General features: G+C 39.6%; 12 protein-coding genes and 1 tRNA gene. 11 read left to right on the top strand and 2 right to left on the bottom strand.

Going from position 1 to position 16,688, the window contains the following annotated elements:
- From H5975_RS04595 to H5975_RS04575, 5 genes are all read left to right on the top strand, one after another.
- Positions 1-583: phosphoesterase (locus H5975_RS04595; protein WP_204785072.1), on the top strand; the 583-nt coding region annotated here is incomplete at its 5' end.
- A gap of 347 nt (positions 584-930) precedes the next feature.
- On the top strand, positions 931-1,212 hold the full coding sequence (locus tag H5975_RS04590) for a GNAT family N-acetyltransferase (protein ID WP_204785071.1): 282 nt from the start codon (positions 931-933) through the stop codon (positions 1,210-1,212).
- Between the two features lie 163 nt (positions 1,213-1,375).
- The gene (locus H5975_RS04585) at positions 1,376-2,218 is read left to right on the top strand and encodes an alpha/beta hydrolase (RefSeq protein WP_204785070.1); all 843 of its coding nucleotides are present in this window, start codon (positions 1,376-1,378) and stop codon (positions 2,216-2,218) included.
- A 53-nt stretch (positions 2,219-2,271) separates the two neighbouring features.
- Positions 2,272-3,771 carry a glutamate--cysteine ligase gene (locus H5975_RS04580; protein ID WP_204785069.1) on the top strand — a complete coding sequence of 500 codons (1,500 nt, stop codon included), beginning with the start codon at positions 2,272-2,274 and terminating at the stop codon, positions 3,769-3,771.
- Between the two features lie 81 nt (positions 3,772-3,852).
- Entirely contained in the window at positions 3,853-4,761 is a 909-nt protein-coding gene (locus H5975_RS04575; protein WP_204785068.1) for a lactate/malate family dehydrogenase, read from the top strand.
- 4 nt (positions 4,762-4,765) lie between these two features.
- Here H5975_RS04575 and H5975_RS04570 read toward each other — a convergent pair whose 3' ends face one another.
- Complete coding sequence (locus H5975_RS04570; RefSeq protein WP_204785067.1) at positions 4,766-5,335, bottom strand: TIGR00730 family Rossman fold protein; 570 nt, start codon at positions 5,333-5,335, stop codon at positions 4,766-4,768.
- Positions 5,336-5,512: 177 nt separating this feature from the next.
- Between H5975_RS04570 and H5975_RS04565 the strand changes: the two genes are divergently transcribed.
- Positions 5,513-6,376, top strand: coding sequence for an NAD(P)-dependent oxidoreductase (locus H5975_RS04565; RefSeq protein WP_204785066.1), 864 nt, complete (start codon positions 5,513-5,515; stop codon positions 6,374-6,376).
- Positions 6,377-6,433: 57 nt separating this feature from the next.
- Here the strand turns inward: H5975_RS04565 and H5975_RS04560 are convergent, their stop codons facing one another.
- On the bottom strand, positions 6,434-6,805 hold the full coding sequence (locus H5975_RS04560; protein WP_204785065.1) for a DUF4828 domain-containing protein: 372 nt from the start codon (positions 6,803-6,805) through the stop codon (positions 6,434-6,436).
- A 158-nt stretch (positions 6,806-6,963) separates the two neighbouring features.
- Between H5975_RS04560 and H5975_RS04555 the strand changes: the two genes are divergently transcribed.
- From H5975_RS04555 to H5975_RS04535, 5 genes are all read left to right on the top strand, one after another.
- Positions 6,964-7,977 carry a Gfo/Idh/MocA family protein gene (locus tag H5975_RS04555; protein ID WP_204785064.1) on the top strand — a complete coding sequence of 338 codons (1,014 nt, stop codon included), beginning with the start codon at positions 6,964-6,966 and terminating at the stop codon, positions 7,975-7,977.
- 11 nt (positions 7,978-7,988) lie between these two features.
- Positions 7,989-9,308, top strand: coding sequence for a DEAD/DEAH box helicase (locus H5975_RS04550; RefSeq protein ID WP_204785063.1), 1,320 nt, complete (start codon positions 7,989-7,991; stop codon positions 9,306-9,308).
- 50 nt (positions 9,309-9,358) lie between these two features.
- Positions 9,359-9,431: transfer RNA gene (locus H5975_RS04545), tRNA-Arg, on the top strand.
- 250 nt (positions 9,432-9,681) lie between these two features.
- Positions 9,682-11,607: a hypothetical protein gene (locus H5975_RS04540; RefSeq protein ID WP_204785062.1), complete on the top strand. Its 1,926-nt coding sequence runs from the start codon at positions 9,682-9,684 to the stop codon at positions 11,605-11,607.
- 84 nt (positions 11,608-11,691) lie between these two features.
- On the top strand, positions 11,692-16,539 hold the full coding sequence (locus tag H5975_RS04535; RefSeq protein WP_204785061.1) for a mucin-binding protein: 4,848 nt from the start codon (positions 11,692-11,694) through the stop codon (positions 16,537-16,539).
- Positions 16,540-16,688: the final 149 nt, after the last annotated feature.

Genomic DNA, 16,688 nt, shown 5'->3' with positions numbered 1-16,688 from the left:
CCTTACGGATCCGCAATATTTTCATCATCGGTGGATTGATATCCCACAAACTAATTGGAGAATCATTGGAGACAATGGGTGGTATGATTACAGCTTTTCTACTTATGCCAATGATCCAGAACGGGTAGCCAAGTGGAAGAAAGTATATTGGCTAGATAGCTCGATTGATCAACCAATGAGTGATTTGGAGCGAATGCGCCTCGTGGATGATCAAATTTCAAAGGACTTAGAACAAGCCGCTCTGGACCGTAAGCGCGTGATTCTAGTCACTCATTTTGCTCCACGTCATGAATTATTGAATAAGAAACCTTCTTTTGTGGATACTCCACGAAAAAATTACTTTTACCAAATGATTAATGCGATGATGGGGAGCGATCAGCTAGGTGAGCTCCTTGAATCCTACCAAAATGTTCAAATGGTGATGTACGGACATTTACACCGTCAACATCCAGCTTTAACTCGGCATGGGGTGACTTATTATCATCAAGTAGTAGGCATTAAGAATAAGCGGATCAACGAATGGCAAGCACCAACATTTATAGAACAGTGGCAACGAACTTTGCGAATTTTTGACCTTAAATAAAAAAACACCGTTAAGCAAATACTAAGCTCAGCGGGAATTATTTGAAATTAAGTAGTAAAGCTAAACGATAATTGTTTCATATCGGTTATGAAAGGAGTTCAACATATGACAATCAAAATCGCGCAATCCTCAGATTTACCAGCAATTTACAAATTCTATCAAAGGGTCTGTGAACAGCAGAAAGACGATGAGTATTCTCCAAAGTGGACATGGCAGGATTATCCTTCTGAAAAAGGGTTGGCAGATTTTGTTGCCCACGACCAAGTGATTATTAACCTCCAGGATGATCAAGTAATTGCCGCTGGAGTACTATCAGTAGGTGAGGATCCTACATACCGTGAGGTTCCATGGGAACATCCAGTGCTGACTCAAAAATTGCGGTTTTACATTTATTCGCCGTTGATAAGGAATTTCGTGGACATGGTATTGCCCAGGCAACGCTACGTGCCATCATCAATCAGGCACAGCAAAATGGGCAAACGGTGATCCATTTAGACATTATCGACCCTAATTTGCCAGCTGAAAAAGCATACTTAAAGGCTGGCTTTCATATCAATAATGCCCAAATCATTGATTATGATAATTTAGGTCCCACTCCTGCCAAGCTCTTTGAACTGTTGCTCAATTGATTTAAAGCTTGGGGATGAATTGACGATTTGCTTTCAAATTAAATCACTTTTAACTTTATGTTTTTGGACATGAAGTTTTTTTTGTAAAAAAACTATCTTATTGTAGGTGATCTGTGGTATGTTAGCACTGTACTTAATTTTTAAAAAGGATTTAAGATTAATAATGAAATTACGAAAATATTTGTTTCTAGTGGTGACCTTTATGGTCGCCTTTGTTGCTTGTGGAGTAAAGGCTCAGGCAGCATCAACATATATGGGTGGGACCCCAACCGTATTTGTACATGGCTTGCAGGGAACTCATGGTTCCACCGATACAATGATTAGGGACCTGAGCCAGCGCTATTCTGGAACTCAAAAAGTAATGACCATTAATGTTAAGCCCAATGGCGAGCTGGAAACTACTGGTCGCTTTCAAAAAGTTAAGCATCCATTAGTGCAGATTAACTTTTTAAACAATTCCGCAAACACCACCACGAATGCCCATTGGTTAAACAAAGCATTGACATATCTTTATCAAAAGCAGGGTGTTCGCAATGTGAATATTGTGGCTCACTCAGCTGGAAATGTGGCTGTTTACCAAGCACTTGCTTCTCAAGTGGCTCACACACCGAAGACTAATAAGTTTGTCATTTTAGCAGGGCCGTTTGATGGTGTGTTGTCATTAAATGATCAAGCAAATAAGAACAAGGTTAATCCAAAGGATCACTACAAACCAAGTATTATGTATTCAGCTAATAGCTATTATCCAAGCTATAAACAGTTGATGCAGTTAAGTACTGCTTTTCCCAAGACGGTTAAAGTCTTAAATGTGTACGGCAACCTTGGTGATGGATCAAACTCAGACAGTTTAGTAACCAACGCCTCGTCCTTGTCAGTTAATTACTTACTGCGTCATCAAAAAACACCGGTTCAAAACAAATGTTTTAAGGATGCCAAGGCGACCCATTCTGGTTTGCACAAGAGCACCAAAGTTGATAATTGGATTGCTGATTTTCTTTGGAAATAACAAATGCTGACTCGGCATGATAAGAGAAAAAGATGTAGATGAAGGTGAAATGAATGGACAAACAAGAATTAGAAGCGGCATTTCAAACTCCTAAATTCCGTGACTTATTATTTGAAGGTAAGTTCGGGATGCGGACTGAAATGCACCGGATTTTAACCAATGGACGGACAAGTAAGTTCCCATACCCCAAAGATTTAGGGGATCGTAACCGGAACCCATATTTAACGACGGGCTATTCGGACAATTTGATGGAATTCAACGCCATCATTGTACGTAGTGCAAAGGATGCAGTTCGTCAGTTGGAAATTTTGGAACAAATTGTTGATGGTGAGCTTCATGAAACTGAACGGCTCTGGCCACTGAGCTTGGCACCAACCCCAGTTTATCTGCATGATCTTGATTACCTTAGTGATAGTTCCACTAAACAAGGTTCACAAGAACGTTATCACCGGATGACAGAAAAGTATGGTGTTAAACGGGCACTGCTAGGTGGTGTACACGTCGGTTATAGTTTAGACGAAAACCTAATTAAAATGCTCTATGATACCTTTGGTAAAAAGGATTTTGATACTGAAGCTGCGTTTCGTAATTATCTATACTTCAAGCTTGGCCTTGGGTATTATGCCCTCCAATGGTTGTTTACATACTTGTTTGGTGCTAGTCCTGTTGCACCAAAGGCGAAGGAAATCATTGCACCGGACCTTGATCATCAAGTACGGAGTTTCCGGAATGGACCTCAAGGGTTCCACAACTTGCCTGGTGAACAAGTGGACTACAGTTCCTTTGACCAATACGTCGCTTCTTATACAAAACTTCTGAACGACGGGACCTATTCAGACAGTAATGATTTTTGCGGCCCGGTAGCCTTCCACGGTAAAACGGATGATGTCCGGAAACTACCTGAAGAAGGGGTTCAATTTATTAGTATGCGGATGTTTGATTTAGATCCGTTCTCACGGGCTGGCATTAGTGAAGATACCTTGAACTTTATTGAATTAGTAATGGTTTACCACCTTATCAAGCCAGTTGGCGAATATACTCCAGAAGAGATCGCTAATGCACGTAAACGGAATTTGGAAGTGGCAATGCAAGATCCAACTGAACAGTTTGATTGGACTAAGGAAGAAGCAACCGAGTTTACAGATAAATTAGCTGAATTCTGTGATGAATATGATGCACCTAAGCGGTACCGGTTAGCTTTGAAATTTGTTCAACGGCGGATTGAAGACCCAAGCCTAACAATTTGTGGCCAGATGGTATGCAAAATTGATGATGGTAAATTATTGTCATTTGGTTTGAAGTTAGCTAATGATCGTTTCTCACAACTTGTACAATCAGGCAAACCACTGACTGTTATCTCAGAAGGAAGTTCAGTTTCTGTTCAGCGGTTAGTTCGGGTTGCGATTACTCTAGGAATTCAAGTATGGTTTAATGATGAAGTTGAATTTCAATATGGTGATCACGTTGAAAAATTAGATCCAGAACTTGAAATCGAAATGCCAGAAGGACCAGAGGCACACCTCCGGGCATTATTCCCTGAAATTAATAAATAAAAAAGTGGTACCAACGGCCGTGTTTAGACGTTGGTACCATTTTTGCTATCGTCCAAGATAAATTTTAGAAGGAGAGTCATTATGCGACAAATTGGGATTATTGGATTAGGACAGGTAGGGAGTGCTTTGGCTGCACAACTGCTGGCAACTCGTCAGGCGGATCGTTTGGTATTGATAGATCAAAATGATGACCGCGCGGTTGGTTTGCAGCATGATTTGCTAGCGGGATTTCCAACCGCTAATCTCGTGGTGCAGGACTGGTCAGCAATTGGTAATTTAGATGTTTTAGTGGTGGCGTTAGGTGATCAGGAATTACTGAGAGAATCACGTTTTGGTGAATTAACCACAACAACCAAAGCCATTCACGACCTTGCTAAACAAGTTAAACTAGTTGACTTCAAGGGAGTTGTTGTTAATTTAGCGAACCCCAATGAAGCTATTACTGCGCTGATCCAACGGGAATGGCTTTTACAACCTCAACAAGTAATCGGTTTGGGAACCGTTTTGGATACTGCCAGATTACGTTTAGCAATTCAAAGTGCATCTAAGCAAAATATTAACTCCATCACTGGTTATGTTTATGGACAACACGATGGTGACTTAGTGACAGCGTGGTCGACTGTCCGGGTGAATGGTCAGACAATCGATCAACCAATCTATGGCAAAAAGTTAGACGATCATAATCTTACTGTTCAGGCCAAGATGAATGGATTTTATGCATTAAAGGGGCTTGGCAGTGACTGGAACGGAATGGTCGCTTGGACATGTCGGGTAATTGATGCCATTTTAACGGATAGCAATGAAGTATTTTCGGTGGCAGTCAATCAACCACAATTTAACGGGTACATCAGTTATCCTGTTCAACTGAATCACCGTGGAGTTGGCAACTATGTTTTATTGCCACTTTATCCGCTTGAAGAAGAACAAATAGAAGTCGCCGCCAATGCTATTCAAGAGCAGTTAGCGACGATGAGTGATTTATTAAAGTAAGGTGTTAATGATATTGACGATAGTGAGGTGCTTGGTATTGATTCATGAACTTCATCATCGTTTCAAAATCATCGGCAAAACTGATGGCGGCTAAGTATTCTTCTTCAAGGAATCCTTCCTGATGCATGACTTCAAATTGTTGACGCATTGTGTCATAGAAATGATTGTAATTAAAGAAGACTACCGGCTTAGCGTTGTCACCCACTCCAGTCCATGAAGCGGCTTGAATGATTTCTTCAGCAGTTCCTAATCCACCGGGGAGTGCGACAAGCCCGTCGGCCATTTGCATCATGGTTTCTTTGCGGATGTCCATATTTGGGGTGATTTTTAAATCTGTTAAGCGGTCTAGGCTAGTATTACGCTCGTAAAGTTCCTGAGTAATCACACCGTACGCTTCGCCACCATTATCTAAAACTGCATTGGCAACGGCACCCATGAGGCCGAATTTACCACCTCCATAAACGAGGTCAATGCCATTTTGTGCCATTGATTTGCCAAATTCAGCAGCAAGGTCAATGTATTCTTCATTGCATCCTGGGCGAGCACCACAATAAACGGCAAGTCTTTTAATCAAAACATTCATCTCCCGATAGTGAGTTTAATAATTGTATTCTAACACAATGAAATGATGATCATGATATTAAATACTGTCGGCTAATCAGGTATATACTAAGAAAGAGGGACTCAGGTTCGATTAAAAAATTTTATTGTTATTCTAAGATAGTTATGAAAATAATGTATGAGGTGAATTATGAAGATCGGTTTTATCGGTACTGGTGTTATGGGTACCGGAATTATTGAAAATTTATTGAAAAATGATGCGGATGTGACGGTTTATAACCGGACTAAGGCTCATGCACAGCAGGTATTAGATCAAGGTGCGAAGTGGGTTGACTCACCCCGTGAACTTGCTGAAAATAGTGACCTGGTTTTAACAATGGTTGGGTACCCAAGTGATGTTGAAAAGATCTATTTTGGTGACGATGGTTTATTTAAAGCGGCTCGACAAGGCCAATACTTTGTCGATATGACAACCAGTAAGCCAAGCCTAGCAAAGAAAATCTTTGATCATGGACAAAAGTTAGGAGTACATATTTTGGATGCTCCGGTTTCTGGTGGGGACGTTGGAGCTAAAAATGGAACTTTAACCGTCATGGTTGGTGGAGAACAGGCTGACTTTGAAAAGTTAAAACCGGTTTTTCAGCAATTCAGCAGTAGCGACACATATTTCGGCCCTGCTGGCGCTGGTCAAAACACGAAGATGGCAAACCAGATTATGATTGCTGGAACAATGACAGGGATGACTGAAATGCTGGTTTATGCTAAAAAAGCTGGTCTGGATTTACCAATGGTTTGTCAAACCCTGCAAAGCGGAGCCGCTGAGAACTTTAGCCTAGGCACTTATGGACCACGGATTCTGCGAGATGACTACACCCCAGGATTTTTTGCAAAGCACTTTTTGAAGGACTTGCGGATCGCTTTGGAGGAAGCTGATGAAATGAATCTTGATTTACCAGCAACCAAACAAGCCAAGCAATTATATGAACAGTTGGTTGATGATCAAAAGCTAGGAAACGATGGTACCCAAGCGTTAATCAAGCTTTGGTGGCACTAATGATGCAAATAGATTTGTCCAATACTTTTCCAAAATAAAAAGCCTGAGGTTTTAAACTCAGGATTTTTCTGTGATTGGTTTAATGTGATAGGCTTGGTTATCAGCTTCGTCAATGATTTCAACTGGAGTGGACTCATTAGCCTTTACAGTGATATGGTAACCAAACTTGTCCAGATATACTAATTGGCTATTGCTCACTTGTTCCACCGTTGCTGGAATTGGTTGGTGATCAATTCCTAACTTTAGATCTGGCGCGATTGTGATGACGTGTGATCGGTTGCGTTCTTCGTCGAAGTATTCCCATGTACCCGCGTAGAATAGTGGAGAAGTAGCCGGATTGTGTTTATGATGCGAGCGGCTGAACCCAAATGAACTTGAGATTCCAGCCATTAGACCCGCACCAAATAATAGCATTCCTTTTTTCTTCATAAATAATATTCTCCCCAAATTATTCTTATCATTCGATATAGTCTCTTAACACTATTTATTATACACAGATTTATATTAGGAAAAGATTTCAATTCTGTTAAAAACCCGCAATAATTTGTATAATAGAAAGGTAAAGCTTGAAAAGGAGATTGATGACAATGTTGAAACTAGGAATTATCGGAACCCATATTATTACTGATCAGATGTTAGATGCAGCGAAAACTACTGGTCGCTATCAGCTAACCACTGTTTATTCACGGACCCTTGACCGGGCTAAGCAATTTGGTAAGCCATATGGAGCCACCGGATTTTATGATAGTCTAGAAGACTTCTTTGATGAAGGAGACTTTGACGTTGTCTACATTGCTTCACCAAACAGTCTTCACTACGAGCAAGTTCGCTTGGCAATTAAAAATGATAAATTTATTATTGTTGAAAAGCCAGCATTTGTGAACCCAGAAGAATTTAGCGGTATCGAATCCTTGTTGCATGCCCACCCTAAGGCACGGCTTGTTGAAGCTGCTCGTCATATTCACACCGGAATTTATGACCAAGCGAAGGCTAAGATGAAGGAAATGAAACACCTACAAGGTGGAACCTTTACCGTTATGAAATACTCATCACGTTATGATGAAGTCTTAGCAGGTGATAAGCCATATCCTAACATTTTCACTCCAGAATTTGCTGGTGGTGCTTTGCAAGATTTGGGTGTTTATGGTGTTTACGCTGCCGTAGATTTATTTGGTACTCCTAATTCAGTTGTTTACTTCCCAACGATGGTGGCAAGCGGTGTTGATGGCAAAGGTGTTGCCATTCTGACTTACGATAATTTTGAAGTAACGTTAAATGTTGGTAAAACTGCTAACTCATACTTAGGCTCAGAAATTTATGGCTTGAAGGACACACTTTACTTTGACAGTATTTTTGATACTACTAAAGTTATTTACTACAACGATAAGAAGCAAGCAGAACCAATTAAGGCCCCAGTCTTTTACACCAACTCAATGGTTGATGAATTGAATGACTTTGCGGATATCTTTGAAAACCCAGATGATGAAGATCAAATAAAACGTTACCAACATTGGTTCGATCTTGCACGGACTGTTAACTCAGTAATGTTTGACCTGCGTCAATCCGCTGACCTTATGTTCCCATCAGATTCAAATCGGTAAAAGGAGTTATCTTGGACGAAAAATTACAAGCACATTTTGACGAACGCGGTTTTAAAAAACAAACAGCTATTCAAGAGGCAGTTTATGATGCGCTAGCAGCTGGCAAAACAGTGGTGGGCATTGCTCCTACCGGTTCTGGTAAAACGCTGGCGTTTACTTGGCCGCTGTTAACACGGGTCATGGCCGGTGATGGCATTCAGATTTTAGTATTGGAGCCTTCACAAGAATTAGCATTGCAAACTGCCCATGTCATGCGTGAATGGGCAAGCCTTCTTGGCATTAAGGTGCAGTCATTAACTGGGGGTGCTAACCTTCGCCGTCAGGTTGAGCGTTTGAAAAAGGGACACCCTGATATTGTAGTGGGAACCCCTGGTCGGGTATTGCACTTGTTGGATAACCGCAACTTGAAACTTAAGAACTTAAAGACACTGGTGATTGACGAAGCGGATGACCTGCTACGTGACGATACCCAAGCAGTGGTAGAAGATATCGAACGCCATACACCGCTAAGTACCCAGTTGGCCTTCTTCTCAGCAACCAGTTCTAAGCAATTAGAACAAGCTTCCGTTATCTTTGGCAGAGATGTGGTTTACTTTGATGTTCGTAAGCAGGATCAGAGTCGGGGACCAGTTAAACATGGTTTGCTGTATGCTAGAACGATGGCACAAAAGGCGCAAATGCTAGAAAGACTCAGTAAAACCAAGAACTTTCGTGCATTGGTATTCTTTTCAAGTATCAAAACGTTGCACTATACAGCTAGTCGCTTGAAGCATGCGGGTGTTTCTTCCGCAACTTTGGGTGGCCGTCAACGGCAAACAGAACGTGAAAAGGTAATGCGCCAATTCCGTAAGCATCAAATTAAGTTGTTATTAACGACGGATGTGGCAGCACGTGGACTGGATATTCCTAAATTACCAGCGGTGGTTAATTATGAATTGCCACAAACGGTTGAAGAATATGTCCACCGGACCGGGCGTACCGGTCGGCAAGGTGAACCAGGGTTAGTAGTCAACCTTGGTGACGATCACGATTTCCGAGATTTGAAGAAGCTTTTAAAAGATACCGAATATCATTTAGAAAAATTGACGATTGATAATCGGCAATTGACGGATGAAAAGGCTGGTGCGAATGAACAAGGTGAAACGGTACGGCATGAGAATTCGCGTCATATTCAAAAGGATCAGCGTAAACGTGATCATGCAATTCAAAAATCAATTCATCGGACACTCGATACGTTCACTAAGCCTAAGAAAAAGAAACGGCATAAGCAACGGAAGAATAAGGGAATCCGCTTGAAGCACCGTCGTAAATCACAAAATGAAAACAAATAAGGGAATTATCTTTACTTCATCGGTAAAGCATGGGATAATTTCTTTTGTTTGGTCCCATAGTATAACTGGATAGTACTTCCGCCTCCTAAGCGGCCAATTCCGGTTCGAGCCCGGATGGGACCATTATTAGATTAACGATTTACATCTGTATCAATTGATAATCAAAAAAGACGATAAAAAATTTTTTGTCTATGCCATAAAAAAGATAATTCTAAGCCTTTAGTTATTAAACGGGCTTTTTTAAATTGTTATCTGTTGAATAGCAGTAAAACAAGAATGCTAAATGTGTATAATAGTTGATTTGACAACCATTTCATGGATTTTTAAGATAAAAATGCTGATTTTATAACTTAAATGGAATGGAGTAAGATCAATGGTTTCGAAAAATAATCAATGGGAAAAATTTCAGAAGCAAACACAACAAAAACCGCATTATGGAATTCGTAAATTGACAGTAGGAGTTTTTCAGTTCTCCTTGGATTATCTTTCATGGGGGGGGGTAACAGCCACTAATGTTAAGGCTGATACTGTTAGCGGTGATCAAACTGCTAACACAGCAGTCAAGGATGTTCAAACTAAAGTTGTTAACCAGAAAGATAATAATTCCACGAATACAAATTCAGTAACTAGTGTTGAAATGCGTGTGATTAAAAAAGATCAATCATCAAATGATAATCAGGCAAATAAACAAAGTAATTTTCAACAAAAACCGGAACAATTAGTAAATGAACAACTTGCAGAACAAAAGGTTACAACTGCTAATCAAACTACAGAACCTGAAGCTCAAGAAGTTGATTTGCAGGTTCGAAATGATTCTGGTGATAAGACTCAAGACTGGTTTCCAACAAATGGCACTGTTATAAGTAATGGAGGCTTTCAGCGTTTTGGGATTGAAGGATCTTTTGTTATTCCAAAAGACGAGATTACTAATAATAACCATATTAAGCTTCTAACAATTACTCAATCAAGTGATACCACATGGAAGAGTAATTTCTGTTTCGAATGGTTACCCGATGTATATGTTGATGGTAAGAAAATTGGGACACTTTGGTCCGATCAAAAATGGGGTGGGGACCACCAACCATCATCAATGACTTTATATATCAATTTAGTTGGCGATGTATCCAGCTTTAATAAAACTGCTCTATATGTAACATTGAATATTTCACATGCCGGAGTTTTCGGATACCGCTCCGATTTGCTACCATTAGGTAAACTTCCTAATCATGAATCAAATGTTACTTATACGATTGCAAATGGTAAGCAAGAAGGTAAAAAATACACAATTAAGTACATTCTAAATCAGAAATCACGAGACATTACTTCAGAAGAAGCCGCTCGTTTACTTGATGATGGTGGTACAGGCAATGTTGCTATGGACAGCACAGGGACTACGTATTTGGATGCCAACAACGGAACTTCCTCATTGAGTCTAGAAGAGCGGGAACAGTTTGCAAAGACACTAGGACAAAATTATCATATTGATCCTGAATATCGACTACCCGTTGTTGCGTTAAACATCAAAAATAGTGTATCAGGACTACATCGCGCTAATGGTGAAGGATTTGGAACACAAGGGGCCCAAATTCCATTTTATGGTTCAGATGGTAAGTTACAGAATTTAACTTTTGATGGTGCAGATATTACTACTCTTTATCATGCAGGTTATACTAAAGATTTTGGTATAGGTGTTGATATTAAGGATTTGCTGGATGCTAATTTCCAAGTGATTGCATATAGTAAACAAAAAGATGGATCTATTAACCTAGTTATCAGATCTAAAGCCGGCGATTATAAAATAGATGATAAAGCATTCGGTATTAACGATGATGGTAGTTTTACATATGGTGGGATTGCATACAACTGGCTACATTACAACAATATTGTTGCATTGGATCCACATCCTGAAGAGGCAATTCGAAATACAGTCAAAGCTATAGAAAAAGCTGGGTCTATTTTACCAGTGACAAATAAGCTTATTGGTATAGCACAGGATAATCCTGCAGTTGGTGGGGAAACAACCACTACGTTTTACACCGATCAAGGTAAATTTATTAACCAGGTTACAAGTGCAGATGCTAGTAAAAAGTTTGCTATGGAAGGGCAGAAAACCATCAACATTCATTACATCAATGGGTTAACTGGCGGAGAAATTAAGCCAGCTGAAAGCCATGTTGGGTGGCCTGACGGTAATAAGCAAGGACATAAAGCTGATAGTTTAGAATTAAAGACTGACACCACGATACCAGGTTATACTTACCGAACAAGTAATAATGACCAAATATTAAATGATCAATGAACTGATGACCTTAACAGTGGTAATCATACAGGAGTTATTAGTAAAGCTGGAGATCAAATTTTAGTAAATGACCAAAGTAACACTTTGAAGTATCCAAAAACAGGCTCCCAAGACTATGACTTTATTTTGGATCCAGATCCACAAAAAATTACAGTACAATATTTAGATCAAGATGAAAAAGACGAAGATGGAAAGCCTAAGGTTTTGGCTACCAAAACGTTACATGGATATTCAGATATGACTGCTAACTACAGTGTTGGTGATAACATTACTAAATATAGCGAGAAGGGTTACGCACCAATTTCCGATAGTACTAATGGAAAGCCTTTAGTTTTTGACGAAAATGATAATAAGGATCAGGCTCAGGTATATACAATTGTTTTGGGACACAAGCATGATCAAAAGACGGAAACTAAGACTGTTACGCGGACAGTGCATATCATTTCTCCAGATAAAACAACGACTCAAACGAAAAATCAGATTACCTTCACCCGAACTGCTGATGTAGATGAAGTTACTGGACAGACACAACATAGTGGTTGGACAAACGGAGATAATGGAACATTTAATGAAGTTATTATTCATGCAGTCGCTGGATACACACCACAGAGTGATATTACGGAAGACTTGGAGAAGAATTCCAAGGGTCAATATGAAATTAAGTCTTTCCATGTTGATCAAGATAGTAATGATATTGTAGTGAATGTGACCTATGGTGCGGATGCGCAAAAAGCAACCATTACCTACATTGATGACGATGAAACGAATAGTAACGGTAAGCAAGGTAAAGTTATTAATGTGCAAAACTTGTCAGGTCATACTGCTGAGACTATCTCAACCAATGTACAAACAGCCATTGATAATTATAAAAAGGCTGGCTATGTATTGGATAGCAATGATGCCCCAGATCAATTGACCTTTGATAACGATGATCATGCTACACAAGCCTTTACCGTTCATTTAGGCCATGGTCACATTACGGTTACTCCAGACCAGCCTAAGGAACCAGGAGACAACATTCCGGATACTAATAAACGCTTCCCAAAGGGTGTTGACCATGATAGCTTGAACAAGACTGTTACGCGGACAATAAATATTACTGATCCAAGTAAGCAGACAACTTCAATTAAGCAGAAACTTACATTCACTCGGACTGCTGATGTTGATGAAGTTACTGGAGATATTCAATATAGTAATTGGGTGAATAGTGATAATGGAGGAAACGAAGATAACGGTACGTTTAGTGCTGTCACTTTGAAACCAATTGTTGGATATACTCCAAAAGAGACAACCAAGGGTAATGATTTAGTTAATAATACTAATGCAATAGGAGTTATTGAGGTCAAGCCAGTCACGGTTCACCATGATACTAGCGATATTACGATTGATATTACTTATGCCCCTGACTCACAGGTTGCTCATTTACGTTTTATTGATGATGATAATAACGTTACGTTAGATAATAGTGATGAACAAACCGGTGTGAGTGATAAAGGTCCAATTAGTTTCAAGCATGCAGCTGATATTTTGAACGGCTACTTGAAACAAGGCTATCAATTCTCTGAAGTTACTAATGATACCGATGTAAATAACCACAAGATTGTATCAGGTCAAAGCTTTGCTGATGCAATGAGAAACCTTGGTAATTTTGATCACTTAGACAGTACTGATCAAATCTTTACCGTTCATTTGAAGCATGGTCATGTCACGGTTACTCCAGATCAGCCAAAGAACCCAGGAGACAACATTCCAGATACTGATAAGCACTTTCCAAAGGGTGTTGACCATGATAGCTTGAACAAGACAGTTACACGGACGATTAATGTAACAGATCCAAATGACAATAAGAGTCAAAAAGTCGACCAAATTACCTTTACCCGAACAGCTGATGTCGATGAAGTTACTGGCGATGTTCACTATAGTGATTGGACAAACGGTAATAACGGAGATACAGGAAAATTTGACGAAGCCGTCATTACCTCATTCTATGGGTACACACCACATGCAAATTACTTAGGAAAGAATAGTAAAGGTCAATATGTTATTAATGAGATCTCAGTTAGTCACAAGAGTAACAACATTGAAATTAACGTTACTTATACTGCAGATCCACAAGTTGCTAATTTGAACTTTGTCGATGATGAAGGTCACGTGGATTTAGCTAGCTGGGACAACCAATTTGGATTTAGTAATGCTCCAATTAATTTCAGTCACGCTGAGGAAATTTTAAAGGAATATCTACAACAAGGTTATCAGTTTGTCAATGTGACTAATGATGCGGATCACAAAGTATTATCCGATAATAGCTTTGAAGAGGCCGCAAAGAAGTTTGGCGACTTTGATGTTTTAGATAATGTTGACCAGATTTTCACAATCCACTTGAAGCATGGTCATGTGACCGTTAATCCAAATGACCCTAAGAATCAAGACGATCCTATTCCTGGTACTGATAGACACTTCCCAAATGGAGTTGACCACGATAGTCTGAATAAGACTATTACGCGGACGGTTAACGTAACAGATCCAATCAGTAAGGAGACAAAGACAACTAATCAATCCGTTACTTTAACACGGTCAGCCGATGTGGATGTAGTTACCGAAAATGTAACCTATGGAAACTGGTCCACCAGTAGTTTCAATGGTCAAACTGTAGCTCATATTAAGGGTTATACTTCACATATCAAACTTCATGAAAATGATCATGATGAGGATGTTAATAATATCCCTAAGGAAACGGTAGACGAAAAAACACCAAATGAAGTCTTCAATGTTACTTACAGTACTGATCCACAACATGCTACGATTACTTATTACGACGACGATACTCATCAATCGTTACACGTTGATAAGTTTGACGGAGTTACGAATGGAACGGTTCAGACCAATGTTCAAAAGACGATTGATGAATATCAAAAGGCGGGTTACGTTGTAGCAAACAGTGATGCGCCAGTTGACATTAACTTTGATAATGATGACGATACTGATCAAGCATTTACTGTCCACTTGAAACATGGTCATGTAACTGTTAATCCAAATGATCCTAAGAATCAAGACGATCCTATTCCTGGTACTGATAAACACTTCCCAAATGGTGTTGATCACGATAGTTTGAATAAGACTATTACACGGACGGTTAACGTGACAGATCCAATCAGTAATGAAACAAAGACCACTAGTCAGTCCGTAACCTTGACACGGTCAGCTGATGTGGATGTAGTTACCGGAAATGTAACCTATGGAAACTGGTCCACCGGTAGTTTCAAAGGTCAAACATTAAATCCTATTCAGGGTTATACAATGCATATTGCACTGCACGAAAATAACGAAAACATGGCTGCAGATAATATTCCTGATGAAGAGGTAAAATCGGATACGCCAAATGAAGTCTTTGATGTTACTTACAGTGCTGATCAACAGAAAGCTCACTTACACTTTGTGGATGATGACTCGAACAGAACTTTAGATAATAGCGATGACCAAACTGGTGTTAGTGATCAAGGCCCAATTAGTTTCAAGCATGCAGCTGATATTTTGAACGGCTACTTGAAGCAAGGCTATCAATTCTCTGAAGTTACTGATGATACTGATGAAAATAATCACAAGGCTGTACCAGGGCAAAACTTTGCGGATGCAATTAGTCACCTTGGTAACTTTGACCGTTTGGACGATGTTGATCAATTCTTTACTGTTCACTTGAAGCACAATCATGTCACTGTTAATCCAAATGATCCTAAGAATCAAGACGATCCTATTCCTGGCACTGATAAGCACTTCCCAAAGGGTGTTGATCATGATAGCTTGAATAAGACCATTACGCGGACGGTTAACGTGACAGACCCAATCAGTAAGGAGACAAAGACAATTAGTCAATCCGTTACTTTAACACGGTCAGCTGATGTAGATGTAGTTACCGGAATTGTAACCCATGGGAAATGGTCCACTGCTAAATTCAATAGTCAAACGGTAACTTCCATTAAGGGCTACACTCCACATATCAAACTTCATGAAAATGATCATGATGAGGATGTTAAGAGTATTTCTGATGAAAATGTAACTTCAGATACGCCAAATGAAGTCTTTGATGTTACTTACAGTGCTGACCCACAACATGCTACGATTACTTATTACGATGATGATACTCATCAATCGTTACACGTTGATAAGTTTGATGGAGTTACGAATGAAACGGTCCACACCAATGTTCAAAAGACAATTGATGAATATCAGAAGGCGGGCTACGTGGTTGCAAACAATAATGCACCAGCCGATATTACTTTTGATAATGATGACGATACTGATCAAACCTTTACGGTTCATTTGAAGCACAATCATGTGACTGTTGATCCAAAGAACCCTAAGACACCAAGCGATGTTATTCCTGGTACTGACAAACACTTCCCAAAGGGTGTTGACCATGACGATTTGAATCGGACTATTACCCGGACGATCATTGTTAATTACCCTGATGGGCATCACCAAACCATTACACAAACTGCCACCTTTACAAGAAATGCGACAGTCGATGAGGTTACTCGCAAAGTTACTTACGGTGAATGGAATGTTGTATCTCAAAAGTTGTCTCGATTTGATGCACCAGTAATTAATGGGTATGTACCAAATGTTAAGTTTGTTCCAGAAATTACTGTAAATCCAGATAGCAAGGACACCACTGTTGAGATTTACTATCAAGTTGATCCAGCAATTGAAAGGACTCATCGTCAACGATTAATTGATAGTAATGCTATCAGTAGTAGTACGAGCTTACGTGATGGACAACATTACTCTAACAATGATTTTAACAATGCCCATTCTAATGCTCAGCGTTTACCTCAAACTGGTAATGATCACTCTGAAGCATTGATTGGCTTAGGCCTAGTTGGCACAATGATGAGTATGCTAGGGCTTACTGATAAAAAACGTCGGCATCTTTAAAAAATAATTAGCGGTAATCATGCCAGACCAGAGTAAATACAAAGGTTCTACACCAAATGGTGTTGGTTAGAGATTTTTCATCTCTATACCAATGCCATTTTTGTGTTTTAAACAAAAAAACAGAGGTAAACCTCTGTTACAATGAAATC

The sequence above is a fragment of the Limosilactobacillus coleohominis genome (genome assembly GCF_016901675.1).
Lineage (GTDB): Bacteria > Bacillota > Bacilli > Lactobacillales > Lactobacillaceae > Limosilactobacillus > Limosilactobacillus intestinavium.
This window is presented reverse-complemented; position numbering and strand designations above follow the sequence as displayed.